This is a genomic window from uncultured Ferrovibrio sp. (assembly GCF_937960835.1).
GTDB lineage: Bacteria > Pseudomonadota > Alphaproteobacteria > Ferrovibrionales > Ferrovibrionaceae > Ferrovibrio.
Map to the genome: position 1 here is coordinate 84,912 of NZ_CALGPC010000013.1, position 21,922 is coordinate 106,833.

At 64.5% G+C, this 21,922-nt stretch carries 26 protein-coding genes; 16 read left to right on the top strand and 10 right to left on the bottom strand.

What is annotated here, in order from left to right:
* Positions 1-5: 5 nt before the first annotated feature.
* The gene (locus tag Q0603_RS13140) at positions 6-1,064 is read right to left on the bottom strand and encodes a nitronate monooxygenase (protein ID WP_298726370.1); all 1,059 of its coding nucleotides are present in this window, start codon (positions 1,062-1,064) and stop codon (positions 6-8) included.
* 132 nt (positions 1,065-1,196) lie between these two features.
* On the opposite strand from Q0603_RS13140, the gene Q0603_RS13145 reads away from it, so the two are divergent.
* The gene (locus tag Q0603_RS13145; protein ID WP_298726372.1) at positions 1,197-1,835 is read left to right on the top strand and encodes a TetR/AcrR family transcriptional regulator; all 639 of its coding nucleotides are present in this window, start codon (positions 1,197-1,199) and stop codon (positions 1,833-1,835) included.
* 26 nt (positions 1,836-1,861) lie between these two features.
* On the top strand, positions 1,862-2,338 hold the full coding sequence (locus tag Q0603_RS13150; protein WP_298726374.1) for a DUF4442 domain-containing protein: 477 nt from the start codon (positions 1,862-1,864) through the stop codon (positions 2,336-2,338).
* Positions 2,339-2,343: 5 nt separating this feature from the next.
* Here Q0603_RS13150 and Q0603_RS13155 read toward each other — a convergent pair whose 3' ends face one another.
* The 3 genes from Q0603_RS13155 to Q0603_RS13165 all read right to left on the bottom strand — a co-directional run bounded on the left by Q0603_RS13155 (position 2,344) and on the right by Q0603_RS13165 (position 4,093).
* On the bottom strand, positions 2,344-2,667 hold the full coding sequence (locus tag Q0603_RS13155) for a hypothetical protein (protein ID WP_298726376.1): 324 nt from the start codon (positions 2,665-2,667) through the stop codon (positions 2,344-2,346).
* A gap of 26 nt (positions 2,668-2,693) precedes the next feature.
* Positions 2,694-3,461 (bottom strand): hypothetical protein, encoded by a 768-nt coding sequence (locus Q0603_RS13160; protein ID WP_298726377.1) that lies wholly within the window; start codon positions 3,459-3,461, stop codon positions 2,694-2,696.
* 218 nt (positions 3,462-3,679) lie between these two features.
* Positions 3,680-4,093 (bottom strand): four-helix bundle copper-binding protein, encoded by a 414-nt coding sequence (locus Q0603_RS13165; RefSeq protein ID WP_298726379.1) that lies wholly within the window; start codon positions 4,091-4,093, stop codon positions 3,680-3,682.
* 204 nt (positions 4,094-4,297) lie between these two features.
* On the opposite strand from Q0603_RS13165, the gene Q0603_RS13170 reads away from it, so the two are divergent.
* Positions 4,298-4,990 carry a DJ-1/PfpI family protein gene (locus Q0603_RS13170; RefSeq protein WP_298726381.1) on the top strand — a complete coding sequence of 231 codons (693 nt, stop codon included), beginning with the start codon at positions 4,298-4,300 and terminating at the stop codon, positions 4,988-4,990.
* A gap of 112 nt (positions 4,991-5,102) precedes the next feature.
* Positions 5,103-5,663 carry a DUF4142 domain-containing protein gene (locus Q0603_RS13175; protein ID WP_298726383.1) on the top strand — a complete coding sequence of 187 codons (561 nt, stop codon included), beginning with the start codon at positions 5,103-5,105 and terminating at the stop codon, positions 5,661-5,663.
* A gap of 82 nt (positions 5,664-5,745) precedes the next feature.
* Here Q0603_RS13175 and Q0603_RS13180 read toward each other — a convergent pair whose 3' ends face one another.
* The 3 genes from Q0603_RS13180 to Q0603_RS13190 all read right to left on the bottom strand — a co-directional run bounded on the left by Q0603_RS13180 (position 5,746) and on the right by Q0603_RS13190 (position 7,883).
* Complete coding sequence (locus Q0603_RS13180; RefSeq protein ID WP_298726385.1) at positions 5,746-6,471, bottom strand: CBS domain-containing protein; 726 nt, start codon at positions 6,469-6,471, stop codon at positions 5,746-5,748.
* A 74-nt stretch (positions 6,472-6,545) separates the two neighbouring features.
* Positions 6,546-7,433, bottom strand: coding sequence for a helix-turn-helix transcriptional regulator (locus Q0603_RS13185; RefSeq protein ID WP_298726387.1), 888 nt, complete (start codon positions 7,431-7,433; stop codon positions 6,546-6,548).
* A gap of 27 nt (positions 7,434-7,460) precedes the next feature.
* Positions 7,461-7,883 carry a hypothetical protein gene (locus tag Q0603_RS13190; RefSeq protein ID WP_298726389.1) on the bottom strand — a complete coding sequence of 141 codons (423 nt, stop codon included), beginning with the start codon at positions 7,881-7,883 and terminating at the stop codon, positions 7,461-7,463.
* A 192-nt stretch (positions 7,884-8,075) separates the two neighbouring features.
* On the opposite strand from Q0603_RS13190, the gene cysG reads away from it, so the two are divergent.
* From cysG to Q0603_RS13245, 11 genes are read left to right on the top strand one after another with little or no spacing between them, the layout of a single operon-like run.
* Positions 8,076-9,491, top strand: a complete 1,416-nt coding sequence (cysG, locus tag Q0603_RS13195) for a siroheme synthase CysG (protein ID WP_298726391.1) — start codon at positions 8,076-8,078, stop codon at positions 9,489-9,491.
* Between the two features lie 11 nt (positions 9,492-9,502).
* Positions 9,503-9,802 (top strand): DUF2849 domain-containing protein, encoded by a 300-nt coding sequence (locus Q0603_RS13200; protein WP_298726393.1) that lies wholly within the window; start codon positions 9,503-9,505, stop codon positions 9,800-9,802.
* Positions 9,803-9,814: 12 nt separating this feature from the next.
* Positions 9,815-11,473 carry a nitrite/sulfite reductase gene (locus Q0603_RS13205; protein ID WP_298726395.1) on the top strand — a complete coding sequence of 553 codons (1,659 nt, stop codon included), beginning with the start codon at positions 9,815-9,817 and terminating at the stop codon, positions 11,471-11,473.
* Positions 11,460-11,969, top strand: coding sequence for a DUF934 domain-containing protein (locus Q0603_RS13210; RefSeq protein ID WP_298726397.1), 510 nt, complete (start codon positions 11,460-11,462; stop codon positions 11,967-11,969). The genes Q0603_RS13205 and Q0603_RS13210 overlap by 14 nt, the downstream gene beginning before the upstream one ends.
* Complete coding sequence (locus tag Q0603_RS13215) at positions 11,966-12,709, top strand: phosphoadenylyl-sulfate reductase (protein WP_298726400.1); 744 nt, start codon at positions 11,966-11,968, stop codon at positions 12,707-12,709. Before Q0603_RS13210 ends, Q0603_RS13215 begins: the two co-directional genes overlap by 4 nt.
* Positions 12,710-12,719: 10 nt before the next feature.
* Positions 12,720-13,517, top strand: coding sequence for a sulfate adenylyltransferase subunit CysD (cysD, locus tag Q0603_RS13220; protein WP_298726626.1), 798 nt, complete (start codon positions 12,720-12,722; stop codon positions 13,515-13,517).
* A 15-nt stretch (positions 13,518-13,532) separates the two neighbouring features.
* A complete protein-coding gene (gene cysC, locus Q0603_RS13225; RefSeq protein ID WP_298726402.1) occupies positions 13,533-15,443 on the top strand; it encodes an adenylyl-sulfate kinase in 1,911 nt (636 codons plus the stop codon).
* 56 nt (positions 15,444-15,499) lie between these two features.
* The gene (locus tag Q0603_RS13230) at positions 15,500-16,516 is read left to right on the top strand and encodes a sulfate ABC transporter substrate-binding protein (RefSeq protein ID WP_298726404.1); all 1,017 of its coding nucleotides are present in this window, start codon (positions 15,500-15,502) and stop codon (positions 16,514-16,516) included.
* Positions 16,517-17,374: a sulfate ABC transporter permease subunit CysT gene (gene cysT, locus Q0603_RS13235; RefSeq protein WP_298726406.1), complete on the top strand. Its 858-nt coding sequence runs from the start codon at positions 16,517-16,519 to the stop codon at positions 17,372-17,374. It begins immediately after the preceding gene.
* Between the two features lies 1 nt (position 17,375).
* Positions 17,376-18,248 carry a sulfate ABC transporter permease subunit CysW gene (cysW, locus tag Q0603_RS13240; protein WP_298726408.1) on the top strand — a complete coding sequence of 291 codons (873 nt, stop codon included), beginning with the start codon at positions 17,376-17,378 and terminating at the stop codon, positions 18,246-18,248.
* Between the two features lie 6 nt (positions 18,249-18,254).
* A complete protein-coding gene (locus tag Q0603_RS13245; RefSeq protein ID WP_298726410.1) occupies positions 18,255-19,304 on the top strand; it encodes a sulfate/molybdate ABC transporter ATP-binding protein in 1,050 nt (349 codons plus the stop codon).
* A gap of 15 nt (positions 19,305-19,319) precedes the next feature.
* Here Q0603_RS13245 and hspQ read toward each other — a convergent pair whose 3' ends face one another.
* Positions 19,320-19,652: a heat shock protein HspQ gene (gene hspQ, locus Q0603_RS13250; protein ID WP_298726412.1), complete on the bottom strand. Its 333-nt coding sequence runs from the start codon at positions 19,650-19,652 to the stop codon at positions 19,320-19,322.
* Positions 19,653-19,698: 46 nt separating this feature from the next.
* Positions 19,699-20,451, bottom strand: a complete 753-nt coding sequence (locus Q0603_RS13255; RefSeq protein WP_298726414.1) for an SDR family NAD(P)-dependent oxidoreductase — start codon at positions 20,449-20,451, stop codon at positions 19,699-19,701.
* 103 nt (positions 20,452-20,554) lie between these two features.
* Between Q0603_RS13255 and Q0603_RS13260 the strand changes: the two genes are divergently transcribed.
* On the top strand, positions 20,555-21,151 hold the full coding sequence (locus tag Q0603_RS13260; protein ID WP_298726416.1) for a DUF924 family protein: 597 nt from the start codon (positions 20,555-20,557) through the stop codon (positions 21,149-21,151).
* On the opposite strand, the gene Q0603_RS13265 is transcribed toward Q0603_RS13260, so the two are convergent.
* Positions 21,126-21,860 (bottom strand): winged helix-turn-helix transcriptional regulator, encoded by a 735-nt coding sequence (locus Q0603_RS13265; RefSeq protein WP_298726419.1) that lies wholly within the window; start codon positions 21,858-21,860, stop codon positions 21,126-21,128. The two genes, Q0603_RS13260 and Q0603_RS13265, sit on opposite strands and share 26 nt — an antisense overlap.
* Positions 21,861-21,922: the final 62 nt, after the last annotated feature.

Genomic DNA, 21,922 nt, shown 5'->3' on the forward strand with positions numbered 1-21,922 from the left:
ATCCGCTACAGGCGCGGCAAGGCGGCTTTGGCTTCCGCCATCAGGCGGACGACGATGGCCGCCGCCGGTTCCGGCCGCGCCAGGGACGCCGCCTGCCCGGCCCAGAGCGAAAGATAATCCGCCCTGCCGGATTTCGCCGCGGCCGCGCGCATGGCGCGGCTCATGGCATTGGCCACCGGATAATCGGGAATCGCATCGTCGTGTCCCGCCATGCGGTCGAGGAAGGCATTGCGGATGCCGCGGGCATGACGGCCCGAAAAGGCGCGCGTCAGCGTTGTATCCTGCGCCGCCATGCTTTGCAGCGCTGCATGATAGGCATTGTTCAGCCCGGCTTCTTCGGCCAGCAGGAAGCTGGTGCCAAGCGCAGCCGCCTGCGCACCCAGACAGAGTGCGGCCGCCACGCCACGGCCATCGCCGATGCCGCCGGCGGCAATCACCGGCAGCTTCACCGCCGAGACGATCTGCGGCACCAAAGCCATCGTGCCGATAAGTGAGCGTTCGGCTGGCGCGAGAAAACTGCCGCGATGGCCGCCGGCCTCCATGCCCTGCGCGACGATGGCATCGACGCCGCCTTCTTCCAGCGCCTTGGCTTCCGCAACCGTGGTCGCGGTGCCGATCACCATGATGTTGCGGGCTTTCAGGGCCGCAATCTGCTCACGCTTCGGCATGCCGAAGGTGAAGCTGAAAACCGGCGGCGCTTCCTCGAGCACCACGGCGAACTGCTCGTCAAAGGATTCTTCGAACCTGTTCGGGATTTCCGGCTCATCGATGCCGAGATCGGCATGCGCCTGGGCGAGTGCTGCGCGATAGGCGGACACCTTGGCGGGCTCGGCTGCCCAGTTCAGCGGCATGAAAAGATTGATGTTGAACGCACGCTCGCAAGCCGCGCGGAGGGCGCGGATGGCGTCGCGGATCGCCTTCGGGGTCATGTAGCCGCAGCCGAGCGAGCCAAGGCCGCCCGCTTTTGAGACCGCGGCAGCAAGGGCCGGCTTGGCGGCCTCGCCCGCCATCGGCGCCAGCAGGATCGGATGCTGCAGATTGAGACGGCGACAAAGCTCGTTCATGGCGCTTCCTCTTCCCGTTTTTGCAAGCGGGTCTGGCCGCAGTCTGGCCCCCAGCCGGTCCTCTGCCAACGCACAGACAGAAATTAGAATTTTATTCTAGAATAATTTTCTAGAATCAGCTAAGACGCCTGCATGACCAAGACCGCGACCTCCCAGACCTCCCTGCGCGAAACCCGCGCCAGCCATAGCCGCCGGCGCGCCCTGGAGGCGGCGCTGGCTCTGGTCGATGCCCAGGGCGTAGCGGCGATGACCATCGAGGAGGTGCGCAAGCGCTCAGGCGTGTCGATCGGCAGCCTGTATCACCATTTCCGCAGCCGCGAGGGCCTGCTGGCCGGCCTGTATCAGGACCTGCTGGCTCGTTATCGTGCCGTGCTGTCGGCTGAACTTTTGCGCTGCGATGGCGCGCGCGCGCTGGTGGAAGGCTTCGTGCGCACGCATATCGCCTGGGCGGCCGCCAACCAGGCCGCAGCGCGTTTCCTGATGGAGTACCGGCACGATCCGGCCATCGTCGCCGCTTCGGAAGCTGAATTGCAAAGCAGCACGGCCGAGTTCATCAGGCCGATCCTCGCCAGACTGAAGCCGGCGATGACGGCCGGCGAGGTCCGCGACCTGCCTGCGGAATTGCTGCTCAGCCTCGTCTTCGGGCCGGTGCAGGCCTGGCTGAAGTTATGGCTCAACGGCCATAGCGGCCTGAAGCCCGACGCTGCCGCCGAGCGCCTGATTGAACTGATCTGGGCCGCCCTTGCAGCACCAACCCGAAACACGCCGTGAATGCCATGACCAACATGATGCAGGACATGTCCAAGAACACGCTGCTGCGGCAGTGGGAAAACATTCGCCGCCTGCCGCTCGGCCGCTGGCTGTTCAGCCGTCTGATCGGCTTCACCGTGCCTTATGCCGGCACCATCGGCGCGCAGGTGCTGACGCTTGCACCGGGTTATGCGCGGGCACGCATCGCCGATCGCCGCCGCGTGCGCAATCATCTGCGTTCCATTCATGCGGTCGCGCTGACCAATCTTGCAGAACTGACCGCCAATCTGGCGCTGATGAGCCGCCAGCCGGCCAAGGGTGCGCGCTGGATCGTCACCGGCCTGGACACCGAATATGTGAAGAAAGCGCGCGGACCGATCACGGCCTGCTGCGAGATGGCCGCCTTGGACTGGAGCCAAAGCCAGGACGTGCAGGGCCAGGTCGAATTGCGCGATGCCGGCGGCGATCTCGTCATGCTGGCCAGGCCGCGCTGGAGGATCGGGCCTGAGGCGAAACCGGCCTGACGTCACTAGCGCCGTTCCGTCACCGTCAGGCCAAAGCCATCGCCCTGGCGCGATCCGTTCGGATCTTCCTTCACGCCAAGCGCATCGCCCATGCCTTCCGTGGCCGGGCCTTGGCCAGGTTTCGTTTTCTTCGGACTGCCGGCCCGGGCAGACATCCGGCTTAGCCGCTCGGCCTCGGCGGCGCTGGCGAGATCAACAATCATGCCACGGCCGCCATCCAGTTCGATGATCTGAACCGCAATCAGCGCATTGGCACGGCCCAGCGCCGGTGCGGCTGGCGATGCCGCAGTCTTATCCTGATCAAGGCCGCGGACGCTGATCCCCTGCATGGCCGAAGACAGCGTTTCAGTCTTGGCTATCGAGACAGCAGCGTCATCTGGATGAACGCCGAGCGTCGCGGAGACCGATGGCCCGCCGAAATCCTGCGCCGGGGCAACGGAAGGCGTCGCAACAGAAGATGGCGCTGAAGCGGCAGAGTTCGAACCTGCACTGGAACTGCCTGCGGTACTGGAACTGCCTGCGGCACTGGCAGAACTGCTGCTGGCCGAACCGCTGCTCGCTGATCCACTGCCCGCTGATCCACTGCCGCCTGCACTGCCACCGGCTGAACCGCCACTGCTGCCCGCGCCGGCACTGCCGGAACCGCCTGCCCCGCCGCCGCTGGCCCCGCTGGAGCCCGCGCCTGCTGCACCACCACCGCTGCCACCACCGCCGCCTGCTGCACCACCACCGCTGCCACCACCGCCGCCTGCTGCAGCTCCGGCGGCTGCACCCGCAGAAGCGCCGGCTGCGGCTGCACCACTGCCTGCGCCTGCACCTGCACCCGCCCCCGCACCGGCCCCGGCAGCCGCACCCGCAGCGGCACCAGCGGCAGCGCCGGCCGCGGCCCCCGCCGCTGCACCAGCAGCACCCCCTGACGCCGCACCGGCGGCAGCACCAGACGCAGCTCCGGCCGCAGCGCCTGCAGCAGCACCGGCGGCTGCACCGGCAGCGGCCCCGGCGGCTCCGGCAGCACCGGCAGCGGCTCCGGCAGCCGCGGCCGCGGCACCGGCTGCGCCACCGCCGCCGCTACCGCCGCCTTTGGCGCAGAGATCGGCAGGCCATGAAAAGGACGTAAGGCCAAGGGTGAAGAGGCTTGTGGCAAGCAAGCTGGAGAGGTTCTGCATCCGGCTTCTCCTTCAAGCCCGCATGATCGCCGCTGGCGCGGCCATGCGAGCGTCATCCCACCCGCTTATTCGTCGCGTCAGCTGCCTAAGCCCCAAACGCGTTCAGCAACAGCAGCCCGGCCGGAGAGTTCCGGCACTGCGCATTGGTTACCGTATTGGTCACCCCCTGCGCGGGTTACTGCATACGCGGCGCAAGCGTTTTCGCCGCATCGCGGCAGAGCTGTTCGCAAGTGCGGCATACCTCCATGCAGATGCGGCAATGCTCGTGCCGGCCGGCATGCCGCGCGCATTCATTTGCGCACATCTGGCAGACCATGGCGCAGGCTTCGAGCATCTGGCGGATGCTGACCTCGTTCGAGCCGGTGCGGCGGGAGGCCACAGTAGCGGTCGTCACGCAGATATCGGCGCAATCGAGATTTAACCGGATGCACTGCACCAGCTCGTGGACAGCGGGCTCGCCGAGACAGGCATCAGCACAGGCCGTGCAGGCCTGTGCGCAATCGAAACATTCGTCGATGCAGTGAACCAGCGTGTCATTGGTGCCGCCGCGCACATGGGGATGAGTGGCAATCATCGAATATGTGTGCATCCGGGCCTCCTTTGCAGCATCCTTCGCCAATACGGGGCCAACACGGGCCCGGCACAGCAGTTCCACCAAGAGGCTTTGCGCAAGAAAATACAGCCGGAAGGGCGATTTTCTTTATCGTTCCCGCGTCATCCGCTGCATGTCATGATGCGGCCAGAGGCTTCTGCTCCGCGCCACCCTTTTACGCACCACCTTAAGGAGACGATCATGCAAATCGGCCTGCTGTTGTTTCCGAACCTGACCCAGCTCGACCTGACGGGACCGTTCGAAGTCGTTGCCCGCATGCGCGGTGCGCAAGTCCATCTGATCTGGAAGACGACGGAGCTTGTGACCTGCGATCGCGGTCTGACGATGCGCCCCAGTGTCGATTTCGCCCATTGCCCGCCGCTCGATGTCATCTGCGTGCCCGGCGGCCCGGGGCAGATCGATCTGATGGATGACGAGGAGACGCTTTCCTTTCTGCGGCGGCAGGCGGAGACGGCGCAATGGATCACCTCCGTCTGCACCGGCGCATTGGTGCTGGGCGCCGCCGGTCTGCTGAACGGCTATCGCGCTACGACGCATTGGGCTTCGCATGACCAGCTTGCGATGTTCGGCGCGATCCCGGTGCATGAACGCTGGGTGATCGACCGCAATCGCGTCACCGGCGGCGGCGTGACGGCCGGGATCGACTTCGCCTTGAAGCTTGCGGCCCTGATGCAGGGCGAAGCGGCCGCTCAGGCGATCCAGCTCGGCATCGAATACAATCCCGCACCGCCTTTTTGGGCCGGCTCGCCGGAAGGGGCCGATCCTGGCGTTGTTCAGGCAGTGGGCGAGGCGATGGCGCCGATGCTGCAGAAACGCCTGGCGGCATCGCAAAGGGCAGCCGCACGCCTGCGGGAATCAGCGACGCTTCAATAGCTTGCATTCGCCCTTCGCGACCTTTGGGGCCGGGTGGAACCTCCGGCGGGCCGACGTGTTGGCGTCGGACATCCCGTCTCGCCCTTAAACCGTCTGGTACGGAGGTTCTCGCATGACAACACGCACCCTTATCGCGGCGGCGATAGCCAGCTTTGCGATAGCTGGCATTGTACCCGCTGTTGCCCAGACCACCATGTCGCCGCAGCACAACGCCCAAACCATGGCGAAGCCGACCACGGCTGCGGCCTATGTGGCCACGGCGCAGCAATCGGATCTGTTTGAGATCGAAGCCAGCAAGATCGCCATGCAGCGCGCGCAGAATGCCAGTGTGAAAGGTTTCGCCCAGCAGATGGTCGATCACCATACCAAGGCATCGACCCGTTTTACCGCCAGCGTCCAGAATGCGGGCATTAACGCGACAACGCCGCAGATCGACGCCGAGCATATGAAGAAGCTGTCCGATCTGCGGAACGCGTCGGTCAATGCCTTTGACAAGATGTATATGAACATGCAGGTCGAGGGGCATCAGAAGGCGCTGAACCTGCATCAGAACTATGCGCAGAGCGGCGACAATGCCTCGCTGCGCACAGCAGCCGGCGCAATGGTGCCGATGATCTCGGAACATCTCGTCTACGCGCAGCGGATTTCGACGGCCCTGGTGGCGCAGCGCTAGATCGAAAGGCTGGGCTGAAAAACAAAGCCGCCGCCGGGCGATCCGGCGGCGGCTTTACTTTGCATTTAAGCAATTTTTACGCTTACGGCGCCTTTGGCGGCTCCTTGTCGGCAGCCAGATGCAGGCCCGACATCGGCTCAATCCAGATCAGGTGATCTTCCACAGCCTTGACGCCCGGCGCATTCTCGGCCGCCACGCGCAGGGCCTGACGCTCGCGTTCATCGAAAATGGTACCCCAAAGATGCACGACGCCATCGCGCACCACGATGTTGATCGTGCCGGTGGGTGCCCAGGCCTTGTCCTTCAGTTCCGCCAGCAGCTTCTCGCGGATCTCCTTGTCGCTGGCGGCAGCAGGTTTTGCTTCAGCCAGTGTGCTGGCGAAGGCATGCAGCAGATTGGCGCGGCTGACGATGCCGACCAGCTTGCCGTCGCGCAGCACCGGCACGCGCTTGATCTCGTGCTTTTCCATCAGGCGGACGATGTCATCCAGATCGGTATCCGCATCGACCGAGACCACATTGCGCGTCATCACATCGCTGACCATGCGCGCATGCGTCTGCACGTAATCCTGCGCCAGATGTCCGGGGCTGAGCAGCACTTCGAACCAGCGCGGACGATGGCGGGCGGTTCCGATCTCGTGGCGGCGCAGGAAGTCGCCTTCAGTGACCACGCCCACCAGGTTGCCATCGGCATCCACCACCGGCAGACCGCTGATGCGCTTCTGCAGCATGATACGGATCGCCTGCGCCACCGGCGCATCGGCACGTATCACCTCCACATGGGTGGTCATGATATCGGCTGCCTTCATAGATGCCTCCTGCCTGTCGGATGGAGGCATTCTCCCGCCTGCGGCGGCCGCTGTCCTTGATCTTTATCAAGTTGTCAGGTCCGGCTCGCCAGGTGACGCAGCGTGCGTTCGGTCGCCTCGTCGGCCGGCAGGAAGCTTTCGATGCGCAGATCCTGCAAGGTCACATCCTGCGGCGTGCCGAAGGTGGCGATCATGGTGATCAGATGCAGCGTCAGGCCATCCTTTTCGATCCTGAAGCCGATCACCGGGCGCGGCTCGCTTTCCCAGTCGAGGCCGCGCCACAGCGCATCGACATCGGGATAGGTCCGCACTTCCGCCAGCAGCGAAGCCGCCGCGGCATTGCCCAATGCCTCGCGCTGCAGCTGGTGCAGCATGGCGCCGGCGATTTCCGGCCAGTTCGCGATATAGGGCCGCGCGCCCTGCGGATGCAGCGGCAGTTTGATCAGGTTCACCGGCTGGCTGACATCCTCATGCGGGCCAAGCAGGAAGGCAACCATGCGCTGCGCTGCCTGATTGGCGAGCTGCATCGTCCATGTGCTGTCCACTACGACGGCGGGAAACGGCTCGTGCTGCCTGAGCAGCAGATCGAGCGCGCGGCGCGCCTCGGCCAGGCGAGGCTCGTCCAGCCGGCTTTCGCGATAGGCGGCAGCAAAGCCTGCGGCATGCAGCAGGCGGTTGCGCTCACGCAGCGGCAGATCGAGCAGTTCGCCCAGATGCAGCACCATCTGCCGGCTGGGACGCGCGCGGCCGGATTCGAGAAAGCTGACATGGCGCTGCGAGACGCCGCCATTCTCGGCCAGTTCCAGCTGGCTGAGGCCGCGGCGGCGGCGCCATTGGCGCATCAATGTGCCGAAATCGACATTGCTGTCGTCATGAAAGGCGGCGATGCCGGTCATGCCGTTGATCCTCCCGCCATTACTCTCGCCTGCGGGCAGGCCCCGGTCCAGCATCGCCGCATTCATCGCTCCACCTCCGTCCAGCCCTGCCCGTTACGCGACGGCTGCCCGCGGGGCACCGCGCAGGGCGCGCCATTTCAGAGCGCCGATCAGCGCCGTGTCGGCCGCGACCACGAGCAGCGCGACGCTGCCCCAAAGGCTGAAGGCCGCACCGAAAGCGATGAGCAGGATAAAGGTGCCAGCCACCCAGGCGCCGTCGGCCAGCACGGTGAAGCCGACAAAGCCGCGCGGCGACGCCGGGCGGAAGGACATGGCGAGCAGCAGCCCGGCATAGAGCGCCAGGGCGATGCCGAGCTCCAGCATGACGGTCGGCATGGGAAAGCCGAGCAGGCTGGGCTGGCCGGGCAGCAGGAAGCCGGCGAGCCAACCTGGCACCACCAGGCCAGCCAGGCCGCAGGCAAAACACAAGGCCGCATCGGCACGCAGATAGTTACGGATGGTTTGATCGGACACCATGGCGGGACCTCCTGATCACTGAGCCATGGGGGGATGATCGTTTCAGATCAGAGGCTTAACAATTACCTCACAGGTAATGAACCGCTTCTCTTATTTCACTGCATTTTTATGTTTATAAAGACAAAATCTCGCATATTTTAGTGTTATAGGATTGACTATCACTCGGTGCTGTTAAATATGGAGCCCTCGACAATGGTGCGAGGCGCGGCCATGCATACCTTCCCCAGTTTCCTGCGCTTAGAAGGTCGTCCGGTCCTGGTGATCGGCGGGGGAGAAAATGCGGCCCGCAAAATCCGCCTGCTGCTCAAGGCGCAGGCCGCCGTCACCGTCATCGCCCCTCAGGTCAATCCCGAAATCGCCGGCCTCGCTGCCGCCGGCCGCATCGCGCATCGGGCAATTCTCTTCTCCCCTGCCCTGCTGGACGATGCGCGGCTGGTGATCAGCGCGGCCGGCGATGCCCTTGATGAAGCCGTAGCGAAGGCTGCGCAGGACCGCGGTGTGCTGGTCAATGTGGTCGACCGCCCGGACCTGTCCGACTTCCTCGTGCCGGCCATCGTCGAGCGCGGCGACATCACCATCGGCATAGCCTCCAACGGCATGGCGCCGTTGCTGCTGTCGCGCATCCGCACACAGATCGAAGCCCTGCTGCCGGCGCGGCTGGGCGATCTGGCCGCTCTGGCGGGCGAGTTCCGCAGCGCCGTCGCGCGCGTGATCGGCGACGCCAGGCAGCGCAAGACCTTCTGGGAGCGCGTCTTCGACGGCCCGGTCGCCGCGAAGAGCCTTTCCGGAGACAAGGCCGGCGCGCGGCTTGCCATGATGGCCGCGCTGAATACCGCGCAAGTTCTTTCAGAAGGCGTCGTGCATATCGTTGGCGCAGGCCCGGGCGATCCGGATCTGCTGACCATCGCGGCGCAGCGCGCGCTGTCCCAGGCCGATATTGTGCTGCATGACGATCTGGTCGCGCCGGCAATCCTGGACCGCGTGCGGCGCGATGCCGAGCGCGTCTCTGTCGGCAAGCGCAAGGGCCGTCATGCCTTCAGCCAGGCCGAGATCAATGCCTTGATGGCAGAACAGGCGGCGATGGGCCGCCGCGTCGTGCGGCTGAAGGCAGGCGATCCCTTCGTTTTCGGCCGTGGCGGCGAAGAGGTGGAGTATCTAAAGGCGCGCGGCATCACGGTCAATGTCATTCCCGGCATCACTGCAGCCCTGGGCTGCGCCGCAGCCGCCGGCATTCCGCTCACCCATCGCGATCTCAGCCATGGCGTGACCCTGGTCAGCGGCCATCTGAAGGATGACGAGGATGCACTCTACTGGGCCGGACGGGCTAAGTTCGGCGAGACGGTTGTCGTCTATATGGGCCGAAGCCAGGCGGCCGCGATCCGGGATCGTCTGCTGCAGGCTGGTGTCGCCGCCAGCATGCCGGTTGCGCTGATCGAAAACGGCACGCGGCCCGATCAGACCGTCACGGCCGGCAGTCTTAAGCAGCTTCCATTGTTAGCCCAACAGCATGGCACGGGTCCTGTTTTGCTGGTGATCGGCAAGGTCGCCGCCAGGGCCCAGGCCGGCATCGCCATCCCGCACGCCCATCCGCAGCGGCGCCGCGCGTAAGGAGACTTCAAATGGCCAAGGCCCCCAAGCTGAACGACCGCCCGCATGTCGTCACCGCCAACCATCTTTCCACCGGCGACGTGGTCTATCTGACAGCGCAAAACGAATGGAGCCGCGCCATCGCCGATGCCGTGATTGCGCCCAATGCAGAAGCCGCCGCAGCCTATCTCGCCGAGGCGGAAGAACAGGCCCGGCGCAACATCGTCGTCGCGCCGTATCTGATCCCGGTCGATACGCAGGTTTCGCCCCCCAATCCGATCCAGTTCCGCGAGCGCATCCGCGCTTTCGGACCGACCACCGAAGCCGCCTAGTTGGAGGCAGCGATGTACAAGTACGACCAGCTTGATCAGACCATCGTCGAAGAACGTGTCGCCCAGTTCCGCGACCAGGTGGCGCGCCGCATTGCCGGCGAGCTGAGCGAGGATGAATTCAAGCCGCTGCGCTTGCAGAACGGCCTCTATCTGCAGCTTCATGCCTATATGCTGCGGGTGGCCATTCCTTATGGCGTGCTGTCGTCGCGTCAGCTGCGGCAACTGGCGCATATCGCCTGCAGATATGACCGCGGCTGGGGCCACTTCACCACGCGGCAGAATATCCAGTTCAACTGGATCAAGCTGGAAGAGGCGCCGGATGCGCTGGCCGATCTGGCCAAGGTCCAGATGCATGCCATCCAGACCAGCGGCAACTGCATCCGCAACACCACCACGGATCAGTTTGCCGGCGCGGCAGCCGACGAGATCGAGGATCCGCGCGTGTGGTGCGAGATCATCCGGCAGTGGTCGACCTTCCATCCGGAATTCAGCTTCCTGCCGCGCAAGTTCAAGATTGCGGTGACCGGCTCGCCCAACGACCGTGCGGCGGTGCGCGTGCACGATATCGGCCTGCGCATGCACAAGAACGCGAGGGGCGAAGTCGGCTTCGAGGTGATTGTCGGCGGCGGCCTGGGCCGCACACCCTTCATCGGCAAGACGATCCGCGACTTTCTGCCCAAGCAGCATCTGCTGAGCTATCTGGAAGCGATCCTGCGCGTCTACAACCAGTTCGGCCGCCGCGACAACATGTACAAGGCGCGCATCAAGGTTCTGGTGCATGAGATCGGCATCGAGGCCATGCGCGAGAAGGTCGAGGCCGAATGGCAGGCGATCAAGGATGGCGCGCTGCAATTGCCGCAGGATCTGGTCGACCAGATCGCCGCGCATTTCGCCCCGCCGCCATTCGAGACGCTGCCGGCCGGCATCGCGCCGGAATACGCCCAGGCCTTCCGCACCGATTTCGAGTTCGGCCTCTGGGCACGCCGCAACACCGCCAAGCACAAGCAGCCGGGCTATGCCATCGTCACCATCTCGCTGAAGAAGGAAGGCGAGGCGCCGGGCGATGCCTCGGCCGAGCAGATGCAGGCCGTGGCCGACATCGCCGACCGCTATTCCTTCGGCGAGATCCGGGTGACGCATGAGCAGAACCTGGTCCTGCCGCATGTGAAACAGGCCGATCTGCCGGCGGTGTGGAGGGCGCTGAAAGCCTATGATCTGGCGACGCCGAATGTCGGCCTTGCCTCCGACATCATCGCCTGCCCGGGCCTGGATTACTGCGCGCTGGCCAATGCGCGATCGATCCCGGTGGCGCAGCAGATCGCGCTGCGCTTCAAGAACTGGGAGCGCGCCCATGACATCGGCGAGCTGAAGATCAAGATTTCCGGCTGCATCAATGCCTGCGGCCACCACCATGTCGGCCATATCGGCATCCTGGGTGTCGATAAGGCGGGCGAGGAATACTACCAGGTCACGCTGGGCGGCTCGGCCGACCAGAATGCCTCTTTGGGCGATCTGATCGGGCCGGGCCTGGATGCGCGCCAGGTGGTCGATGCCATCGACGCCATCGTCGAAACCTATCTGCGTATCCGCCAGAAGGACGAGATCTTCCTCGATACCTATCGCCGCGTCGGCCTCAAGCCGTTCAAGGAGGCTGTCTATGCCGCTGCTTAAAGCCGGACAGATCGTTGACGATCCCTGGATCAGGGTGGCCGAGGATGCCGCCCTGCCGGATGACCAGCCGGTTCTGATCACGCATGCGCGCTGGGAAGCCGAGAAGGAAGCGCTGAGCCAGCGCAACGCGCCGCTGGGGATCATTCTGCCCAACAGCCTGGATGTGCTGGGCTTCGGCGCCGAGGCGGGCCGGTTCAGCGTGATCGTCCTGAGCTTTCCGAAATTCTCAGACGGCCGCGCCTATAGCCAGGCGCGCCTGCTGCGCGAGCGTTTCGGCTATATTGGCGAACTGCGCGCCAGTGGCGATGTGCTGCGTGATCAGTTGCTGCACATGCACCGCTGCGGTTTTGATGCCTTTGAGATCGCCCGCGCGGATGCTGCTGAGATTTTTGCCAAAGCACTGGCCGCCTACAGCGCCTATTACCAGCCGACCGGCAGTTCGCCGCAAACCGTCTGGGCGCAGCGTCTGCGGCAGCGGCAGGAGGCAGCGCAATGACCGCGCTGGCGCTGACCACCGTCGATCTGGGCGAATACGCCGCCTCGCTGAATGCGCGTCTGCAAGGCCGCAAGGCCGAGTCGATTCTGGAAATCGCCATCCGCGAGCTGTTTCCGGGCGAGATTGCGCTGGTTTCATCCTTTGGCGCCGAAGCCGCCGTGCTGCTGCATATGGTCGCGCAGATCGACCGCGCCACGCCGGTTCTGTTTCTTGATACCGGCAAGCTGTTTGATGAGACCTTGCGCTATCGCGACGAAATCGCCGCCAGGCTCAAGCTGGCGGACTTGCGGGTGCTGACGCCTGATCCCAAGGCGCTGGCCATCAACGATGACGGCGGCACTCTGTGGTTCCGCGACGCCGAAGCCTGCTGCCGCATCCGCAAGGTCGAGCCGCTGCAGCGCGGCCTGAAGCCCTTCTCCGCCTGGATCAACGGCCGCAAGCGCTTTCAGGCGGCGACGCGCAAATCGATTCCCCTGGTCGAGGCCGATGGCGCGCGGCTGAAATTCAATCCGCTGGCCGACTGGGGTCCGGCAAAGATCAAAGCCTATTTCCAGGCGCATGATCTGCCGCGCCATCCGCTGGTCGCGCAGGGCTATCCCTCAATTGGCTGCGCGCCCTGCACGCATCCGGTTGCGGAAGGCGAAGATCCGCGCTCCGGCCGCTGGCGCGGCCAGGACAAGACCGAATGCGGCATCCATGTCGTGTCCGCCATCGCAACACCTGCTCAAGCCGACGAGTAAGACCAAAGCCATGCGCGACGATCTCGACGCCTTGGAGGCACAAAGCATCTACATCCTCCGCGAGGCCTATAGCCGCATCAAGCCGCTGGCCATGCTGTGGTCGCTCGGCAAGGACTCGAATGTGATGATCTGGCTGGCCAAGAAGGCCTTTCTCGGCAAGGTGCCCTTTCCGGTAGCGCATCTGGATACCGGTCTGGAATTTCCCGAGACCTATGCCTTCCGCGACCGCTACGCCAAGGAATGGGATCTGGAACTGATCGCCGACGACTGCCCGCCGCTGGAGGCGACCGATCCGAGCCTGCCGCACAACTCGCGCATCGCCGCCCGCAAGACGCTGGGCCTGCGCCAGGCCATCGACCGCTACGGGTTCAAGGGCATCATCGCCGGCATCCGCCGCGACGAGCAGGCGACCCGGGCGAAGGAACGCGTCTTCAGCCCGCGCGCCGATGACGGCGCCTGGGACTTCCGCGACCAGCCGCCGGAATTGTGGGACCATTTCGCCGCCAGCCTGCCGCCGGGGGTCCATATGCGCATCCATCCCCTGCTGCATTGGACGGAACTCGACATCTGGCGCTACATCCAGCGCGAGGGCATTCCGGTCGTGCCGCTGTATTTCGCCAAGAACGGCAAGCGCTACCGCTCGCTGGGCGAGGTCGGCATCACCTTCCCGATCGACAGCAATGCCGCGACGATCGCCGAGATCATCGACGAACTGGAAGCGACCCGCGAGCCGGAACGCGCTGGCCGCGCCATGGACCATGATTCGGAGGATGCTTTCGAGCGCCTGCGCGTCGCCGGCTATATGTGAGCGGGGCTCGCTGCGATGACCGTCGTCGATCTCGCCATCCACCCCAAGGCCGATCTGAGCCGCCCCGGCCTGCAGCGCGGGCGCGCCTTTCCCATCGTCATTGTCGGCCATGTCGATCATGGCAAGTCGACTCTCGTTGGCCGCCTGCTGCATGACACGGATTCGCTGCCGGCTGGAAAGCTTGAGCAGATCAAGGCGGTTTCGGAAAAGCGCGGCCTCGGTTTCGAATGGTCCTTCCTGCTGGATGCGCTGCAGGTTGAGCGCGACCAGGGCATCACCGTCGACACGACGCAGATCTGGTTCACCACCAGTGCACGCCGCTATGTGATCATCGATGCGCCCGGCCACAAGGAATTCTTGAAGAACATGGTGACCGGCGCCGCCCAGGCCGATGCCGCGATCCTTGTGGTCGATGCAGCGCAGGGCCTGGCCGAGCAGACCAAGCGCCATGCTTATCTCTTGCATCTGCTGGGCATCCGGCAGGTTGCCGTCGCCATCAACAAGATCGACCTCATCGACAATGACGCGGCGCGCTTCCATGCCGTGGCCGAAGCCGTGCGCGGCTATCTTGCCGATATCGGCATCGAAGTCGCCGCCCTGGTGCCGGTCTCGGCCCGTCAGGGCGACAATATCGCGCAGCGCAGCGCCGCCACCGCCTGGTATCGCGGGCCGACCCTGATCGATGCGCTCGACGCCTTCACCCCGCGCGCTCTAGCACTGGAGCAGCCGCTGCGCCTGCCGGTGCAGGACCTCTACCGCATCGGCGAGCGCCGCGTGGTGGTCGGCCGCATCGAAAGCGGCCGCCTGAAAGTCGGCGATCGCGTCCGGTTTGCACCGATGGGGCGCGAGGCCACGGTGGCTTCGCTGGAAGCCTGGCGGGGGCCGGCGGCAACCAATGCGCCAAGCACGGAGGCTATCGCCGGTGATAGCGTGGCTTTCACCTTGGACGAAGACGTTTTCGTCGAACGCGGCGCCCTGATAAGCCTGCCCGATCAGAAGCCCCGCGAGGCCAACCGTATCACGGCACGGCTTTTCTGGCTGGACCGCGAGCCGCTGCGCCAAGGCGACCGCCTGACGCTCAAGATCGGCACGGCGGAACGCGAGGTGGAAGTCGAGGCGATCACCGAATCGCTGGATGTCGAAAGCCTCGACGCGCGGCCTGCGAACGAAATTGAGCGCAACGGCGTGGCGCGTGTGGTACTGCGCAGCCGCCGCCCCCTTGCCCTTGATCTATATGACGAACTGCCGCGCACCGGCCGCGGCGTGCTGATCCGTGGGCCGCAGATCGCCGGCGGCCTGGTGATCGAGCAGGCCCAATCGGTGACCAACAACATCGTCGCCGTGAGCCAAAGCGTAACCGCCGCCGACCGCGCGCGGGCCAATGGCCATCGCGGCGGCGTCGCCTGGCTGACCGGTCTGTCGGGCGCCGGCAAGTCGACGCTGGCCATGGCTGCCCAGCGTGAGCTGTTCAACCGCGGCCGGCAGGTTGTCGTGCTGGATGGCGACAATCTGCGCCATGGGCTCAATCGCGATCTCGGCTTCTCTGCGGCTGATCGCCTGGAGAATATCCGCCGCATCGCCGAGGTGGCCAAGCTGATGGCCAATGCCGGGCAGATCGTCATCGTCTCGGCCATCAGCCCATTGAAGCGGCATCGCGACCTGGCGCGCAGCATCATCGGCGCCGATTTCCATGAGATTCACGTGCATGCAGATCTCGCGACCTGCGAATCGCGCGATCCCAAGGGCCTGTATGAGCGCGCGCGGGCCGGAAAGATCGCAGAATTTACCGGCATATCCGCGCCTTATGAGATACCGGCGCAACCGGCGCTGGCAATCGACACCGCAACTCTGCCATTGCAAGACGCGGGGTCACTTCTGATAAACTACATCGAGGACAGGCTCGCCAGCGGTCCCGTGACAACCTGAGCCTGGTACAGGCCGGTTCCGTCATTCACGTCGCCAACCAGAGAAGGAGAGACGACATGAGACGCGTCATTGGGATCATTGCGTCCATCGCAATGGCGGCAGGGGCCGCCGCGCTGTCTCCCGCTGCCTGGGCGCAGAAGCCTCTGACGTTGCTGAACGTGTCTTACGATCCGACACGCGAGCTGTATCACGATGTGAATACCCAGTTCATCAAGGCCTGGCAGATGCAGACCGGCCAGAAGCTGACGATCCGGCAAAGCCATGGCGGTTCGGGCAAGCAGGCCCGCTCGGTGATCGATGGGCTGGAAGCCGATGTGGTAACCCTGGCGCTGGCTTACGATATCGACGAGATCGCGGCCCGCGGCCTGATCGCGCCTGATTGGCAGAAAAGGCTGCCGGATAATTCTTCGCCTTATACATCGACCATTGTCTTCCTGGTGCGCAAGGGCAATCCGAAGGGCATCAGGGATTGGGACGACCTGATCCAGCCGGGCGTGAAGGTGATCACGCCGAATCCGAAAACCTCGGGCGGCGCACGCTGGAACTATCTCGCCGCCTGGGGCTATGCCGAGGAGAAAGGCGGCAGTGCGGACGCCGCCCGCGATTTCGTGCAGAAGCTCTATCGCAACGTGCCGGTGCTGGATACCGGCGCGCGCGGCGCCACCATCACCTTCGTCCAGCGCGGCATCGGCGATGTTTTCTTGAGCTGGGAGAATGAAGCCTTCCTGGCGATCAACGAACTGGGCAAGGACAAGTTCGAGATCATTGTCCCGAGCATTTCGATCCTGGCGGAACCGCCGGTGGCCGTGGTCGACAAGGTTGTCGACAAGCACGGCAGCCGCAAGGCCGCTGAGGCCTATCTGAACTTCCTATACACGCCGGAAGGCCAGGAGATTGCAGCGAGGCACTACTATCGTCCGCGCAATGCCGAGGTCGCCGCCAGATTCGCCCATGTCTTTCCGAAGGTGAATCTGTTTACCATCGATGAGCGCTTTGGCGGATGGACCAAGGCGCAGCCGGAGCATTTTGGCGATGGCGGCACCTTCGATCGTATCTACAAGCCGAGCAACTAAGTGGCGTCGACTTTTCTCTCCCGTCTGCCTTTCCGGCCAAAGCCCAGTGTGATTCCCGGCTTCGGGATCACCCTGGGCCTCAGCCTGCTATGGCTCACCCTTCTTGTGCTGATTCCGCTGGCCAGCCTGTTTCTCAAATCGGCGACGCTGGGCTGGGAGCCGTTCTTTAACACCATCACTGCGCCACGCGTGCTGGCAGCGCTGCGGCTCAGCTTCGGTGCGGCGCTGATCGCGGCTGCGATCAACGGCGTTTTGGGCCTGCTGGTCGCCTGGGTGCTGGTCCGCTACGACTTTCCCGGCCGGCGCCTGGTCGATGCGCTGGTCGACATCCCCTTCGCCCTGCCGACCGCCATTGCCGGCATCGCGCTGACCACGCTGTGGGCCGAGAATGGCTGGCTGGGCGCTCTGCTGGCGCCGCTTGGGATCAAGGTTTCCTTCACGCCGCTCGGCATCATCGTGGCGCTGGTCTTTATCGGACTGCCCTTCGTGGTGCGGACCGTGCAGCCAGTGCTGCAGGATTTCGACAAGGAAGTGGAAGAGGCCGCCGAAAGCCTTGGCGCCTCGTCCTGGCAGATCTTCAGCAAGGTGATCTGGCCCAGCATCATGCCGGCGACGCTGACCGGCTTTGCGCTTGCCTTCGCCCGCGCACTGGGCGAATACGGCTCGGTGATCTTCATTGCCGGCAACCTGCCGATGGTGTCTGAGATCGCGCCGCTGCTGATCGTCATCAAGCTGGAGGAGTTCGCCTATGCGGAGGCCACGGCGATTGCCGCGATCATGCTGATCGCCTCCTTCCTGCTGCTTCTGGCGATCAACATCCTGCAGCGCTGGTCCGAGCGCCGCGAGCAACGAGGCTGACATGGCGGGTGCTGCATCGACTTTCCGCGGGACTGCGAAACCGGTGGAGCGGCCGGGCGCCTGGATCGGGCGCTGGCTGCTGATCGCGCTGGCGCTGCTTTTCCTTGGCATGTTCATCGTCCTGCCGCTGGTGATCGTCTTTGCCGAGGCCTTCCGGCAGGGCTGGATGGTCTATCTCGCGGCGCTGACCGAGCCGGACGCGCTGTCTGCCATCTGGCTGACCCTGCTGACGGCGGCCATCGTGGTGCCCTGCAACCTCATCTTCGGCCTGCTGGCTGCCTGGGCCATCGCCAAGTTCGAATTCCGCGGCAAGAGTTTCCTCGTCACACTGATCGACCTGCCGTTTTCGGTCTCGCCGGTGATCTCGGGCCTGGTCTTCGTCCTGCTGTTCGGTTTGCAGGGCTGGTTCGGCCCGTGGCTGCGCGAGCATGACCTGAAGATCGTTTTTGCCGTGCCCGGCATCGTGCTGGCGACGATGTTCGTCACCTTCCCCTTCGTGGCGCGCGAGCTGATCCCGATGATGCAGGAACAGGGCACGACGGAAGAGGAAGCCGCGATTTCGCTGGGCGCTTCGGGATGGCAGACCTTCTGGCGCGTCACCCTGCCGAATGTGCGCTGGGCCTTGCTCTACGGTGTGCTGCTTTGCAATGCGCGCGCGATGGGCGAGTTCGGCGCGGTGTCGGTCGTCTCCGGTCATGTGCGCGGCCTGACCAACACCATGCCGCTGCATGTCGAGATCCTCTACAACGAATACAATTTCGTCGCGGCCTTCGCGGTGGCGTCGCTGCTGGCGCTGCTGGCCATTGTTACCTTGGTGGCCAAGACGGTTCTGGAATGGCGCTTGTCGCGCGACATCAAGCACAAGGCGGGCTGAGACGCCATGCAGATCGAGATCGCCGGCGTTTCCCGGCAATTTGGCAATTTCCTCGCGCTGCGCAGCGTCGACCTGACGATCGGCAGCGGCGAACTGGTCGCCCTGCTCGGCCCCTCCGGCTCGGGCAAGACGACCCTGCTGCGTCTGATCGCCGGCCTCGACCGGCCGGATGCAGGCGATATCCGCTTTGACGGCGTGAGCACGGCACAGCGGCCGGCGGGCGAACGCAATGTCGGCTTCGTCTTCCAGCATTATGCGCTGTTCAGGCACATGACGGTGTTTGAGAATATCGCCTTCGGCCTGCGGGTTCGGCCGCGCAAGGAACGCCCCAGCGAAGCCGAGATCCGGCGGCGCGTGGAGGAACTGCTCAACCTCGTGCAGCTCGAATGGCTGGCCGACCGCATGCCCTCGCAGCTGTCGGGCGGTCAGCGGCAGCGCATTGCGCTTGCCCGCGCGCTTGCCATCGAGCCTCGCGTGCTGCTGCTGGACGAGCCTTTCGGCGCCCTGGACGCCAAGGTGCGCAAGGAATTGCGGCGCTGGCTGCGGCGGCTGCATGAACAGCTCAACACCACCTCGGTCTTCGTCACACATGACCAGGAGGAAGCACTGGAACTTGCCGACCGCGTGGTGGTGATGGATCGCGGCCGGATCGAGCAGGTCGACAAGCCGGTTCAGCTTTACCGCAACCCGCGCACACCTTTTGTCAGCCGCTTCCTGGGTGACGTAAACGAGATCGACTGCAACATCATCGCCGGACGGCCGGTGGTCAGCGGCCTGGATACGACCGCGCTGGGAACCGTTCATCTGCCGAATGGCCCGGCGAAGCTTTATGTCCGGCCACACGACATCGCGATCAGCGGCAAGTCCGACGGGGCGGGGCTCGTCCGCTTCGTCTCGCCCATCGGCGCCGTTGTGCGCAGCGAAGTGGAACTACCGGATGGGCGGCTTATCGAGGTGATGCAGCTGCACGATCATTTCGAATTGCGTCCGCTGCAGCCCGGCGACCGCGTGGCCTTGTCGGCCCGGCGCGGGCAGGTCTTTTCCGTCACGCCCTGAACAGCTTAGCCGCTCCTACATCTTTGCCGAGCCGCGCCACTCGTAGCGGCCGTCGCGGAAGCTGCCGAAATATTTGCGGATATCGGGATGCTTTACCGGCCCGGCCTCGGCATCGGGAAGCAGGTTCTGCTCCGAGACATAGGCGACGTAAGACGTCTGCGCATTCTCCGCCAGCAGGTGATAGAAGGGCTGGTCCTTGCGCGGCCGCATATCAGGCGGAATGGACAGCCACCATTCTTCTGTGTTGTTGAAGACGGGATCGACGTCGAAGATGACGCCGCGGAACGGAAACAAGCGGTGACGCACCACGTCGCCAATCGAAAACTTGGCTTCCCTCGCCTCAGCCATGGCCGGTCTCGCAATCAATCCTACTACGCAAATCCAATACTCGGCCTCAGTATGTAGCGCGGCCACCGCTCAAATCGAAGACCGCGCCGGTGGTGAAGGAGTTTTCCGCCGATAGCAGCCAGGCCACCATGGCGGCGATTTCCTCCACGGCCACGAAACGGCCGCGCGGAATCTTGGATAACATATAGTCGATATGGGCCTGCGTCATCTGGTCGAAAATCGCCGTCCTGGCCGCCGCCGGGGTGATGCAGTTGACGGCTATGTCGAGGCCGGCCAGTTCCTTGCCCAGGGATTTGGTGAGCGCGATCACGCCGGCCTTGGCCGCGCTATAGGCGGCCGCATTGGGATTGCCCTCTTTTCCGGCGACCGAGGCGACATTGACGATCCGGCCGTAATTCTGCTTCTGCATCAGCGGCACCACGGCGCGGCAGCAAAGGAAGACGCCGGTCAGGTCGATCTCGATCACCTGCCGCCAGGCGTCTACCGGATAGTCCGGCACCGGGGCATTGGGCCCGGCGATGCCGGCATTGTTCACCAGCAGATCGATGCCGCCCAGGCTGGTCACCGTTTCCGCCACCGCCTTCTCCACCGCGGGATAGTCGGTGATGTCGACCGCAACGGTCTTGACCTGGCCAAGGGCACCCAATTCCTGCGCAACCTTCGCCGCCAAATCCCCGTCGCGATCCCAGATCGCCACCGACGCGCCGGACCGCAGCAGGCGCTCGACCACCGCCCGGCCGATACCCTGGGCGCCGCCGGTGACGACGCCACGCTTACCCTTCAGGTCGATTTCGTTCATAAGCGCTCTCCTCCTGCGGACAGCTTAGCGGCTTCTGGCAGAAAACGCTGTTTTTTTATCGTGGTCGCCCCATCTGATAGGCCATAGGGCAGGAGAGTGAACCGTGAATGCCGAGTTGATTACCGCGGAGACGATTCTCGATTTCTGGTTTGACCGGCCGGGCTTTGCCGCCGCCGGGCAACCGCTGCGCCCAAGGCCGGAATGGTTCGAAAAGAACGAGGCCTTCGATGCCCTGATCCGCGGCCGTTTCGAGGATGCCGTGGAGGCTGCGCTGGCCGGCGGCCTGGCCGACTGGGAGGCGCAGGCGGAAAGTGCGCTGGCGCTCATCATCCTGCTCGACCAGTTCACCCGGAACATCTATCGCGGCACGCCGAAGGCCTTTGCCGGCGACGAGCGCGCCCGCGCCGTGGCCCATAAGGCCATCGGACGCGGCCTGGACATCAAGGTGCAGCCGGTAATGCGACAGTTCTTCTACCTGCCGTTCGAGCACAGCGAATTGACGACGGACCAGGATCTGGCCGTCCTGCTGTTCACGGCACTGGAGAAGGAATTGCCGGGTTACGACCTGCTGCTCTGGGCGGAGCGGCATCGCGACATCATCGCCCGGTTCGGCCGCTTCCCCCATCGCAATGCGATCCTGGGCCGGGACAACACGCCCGAGGAAATCGAATTCCTCAAGCAGCCCGGATCGTCATTCTGACCGGCTCCGGCGGATTGGTGACCGTGATGAAACGCGGCACGGGCGGATCGCTCAGGGCCAGCCGCTCCATGAAATAATCCAGTGCGGCCGGATCGCCATCGATCTCGATATCGCCCTCGCGGCGCGCCTGACGCAGGCTCACATGCCCGTGCACGACGCGGAAGAAGGCGAGCAAGTCAGCCTTCACGGTCACGTCGGGATCGAATCCCATATCGGTGACGCATAGCTCGATCGATCCGTCATGCAGGATCAGCCACCAGCGCCGGAGCTTATGGTCGCGCCGCGGCAGGTTGCGGAATTCGTAATGGATCACGATGCGGCGGCCATGCGGCGGTGCCACGCTGAACAGCCCGCGCATCGACCACATCAGATGGCTGACATTGCGGTCATTCTCATCGATATACGGCACGCGCCAATGCGTGCCCCAATAGCCAAGCTGATCGATCAGCGGCCGCAGCGCATCGCCCGCCGGGGTGAGGCGGTAGATATGGCCGCGCTGACCTTCGCGCCGGATGCGGATGATCAGGCCGTCGAGTTCCATCTCGCGCAGCCGCCGCGCCAGAAGGCTGCGCGGCATCAGCGGCACGCCACATTGGATTTCGCTGAATCGTTCGCTGCCCCGCATCAATTCGTAAAGAATGAGCGGAGTCCACCGTCCCGTGATTGCTTCGGCTGCTTTGGCAATCGGGCAGAATGAACCGTATCGCATGGCCATGCCGCCATGATAATCGCGGCCTCGGGCAGTCCCAAAGTTCTAATTTCGAACTCCGG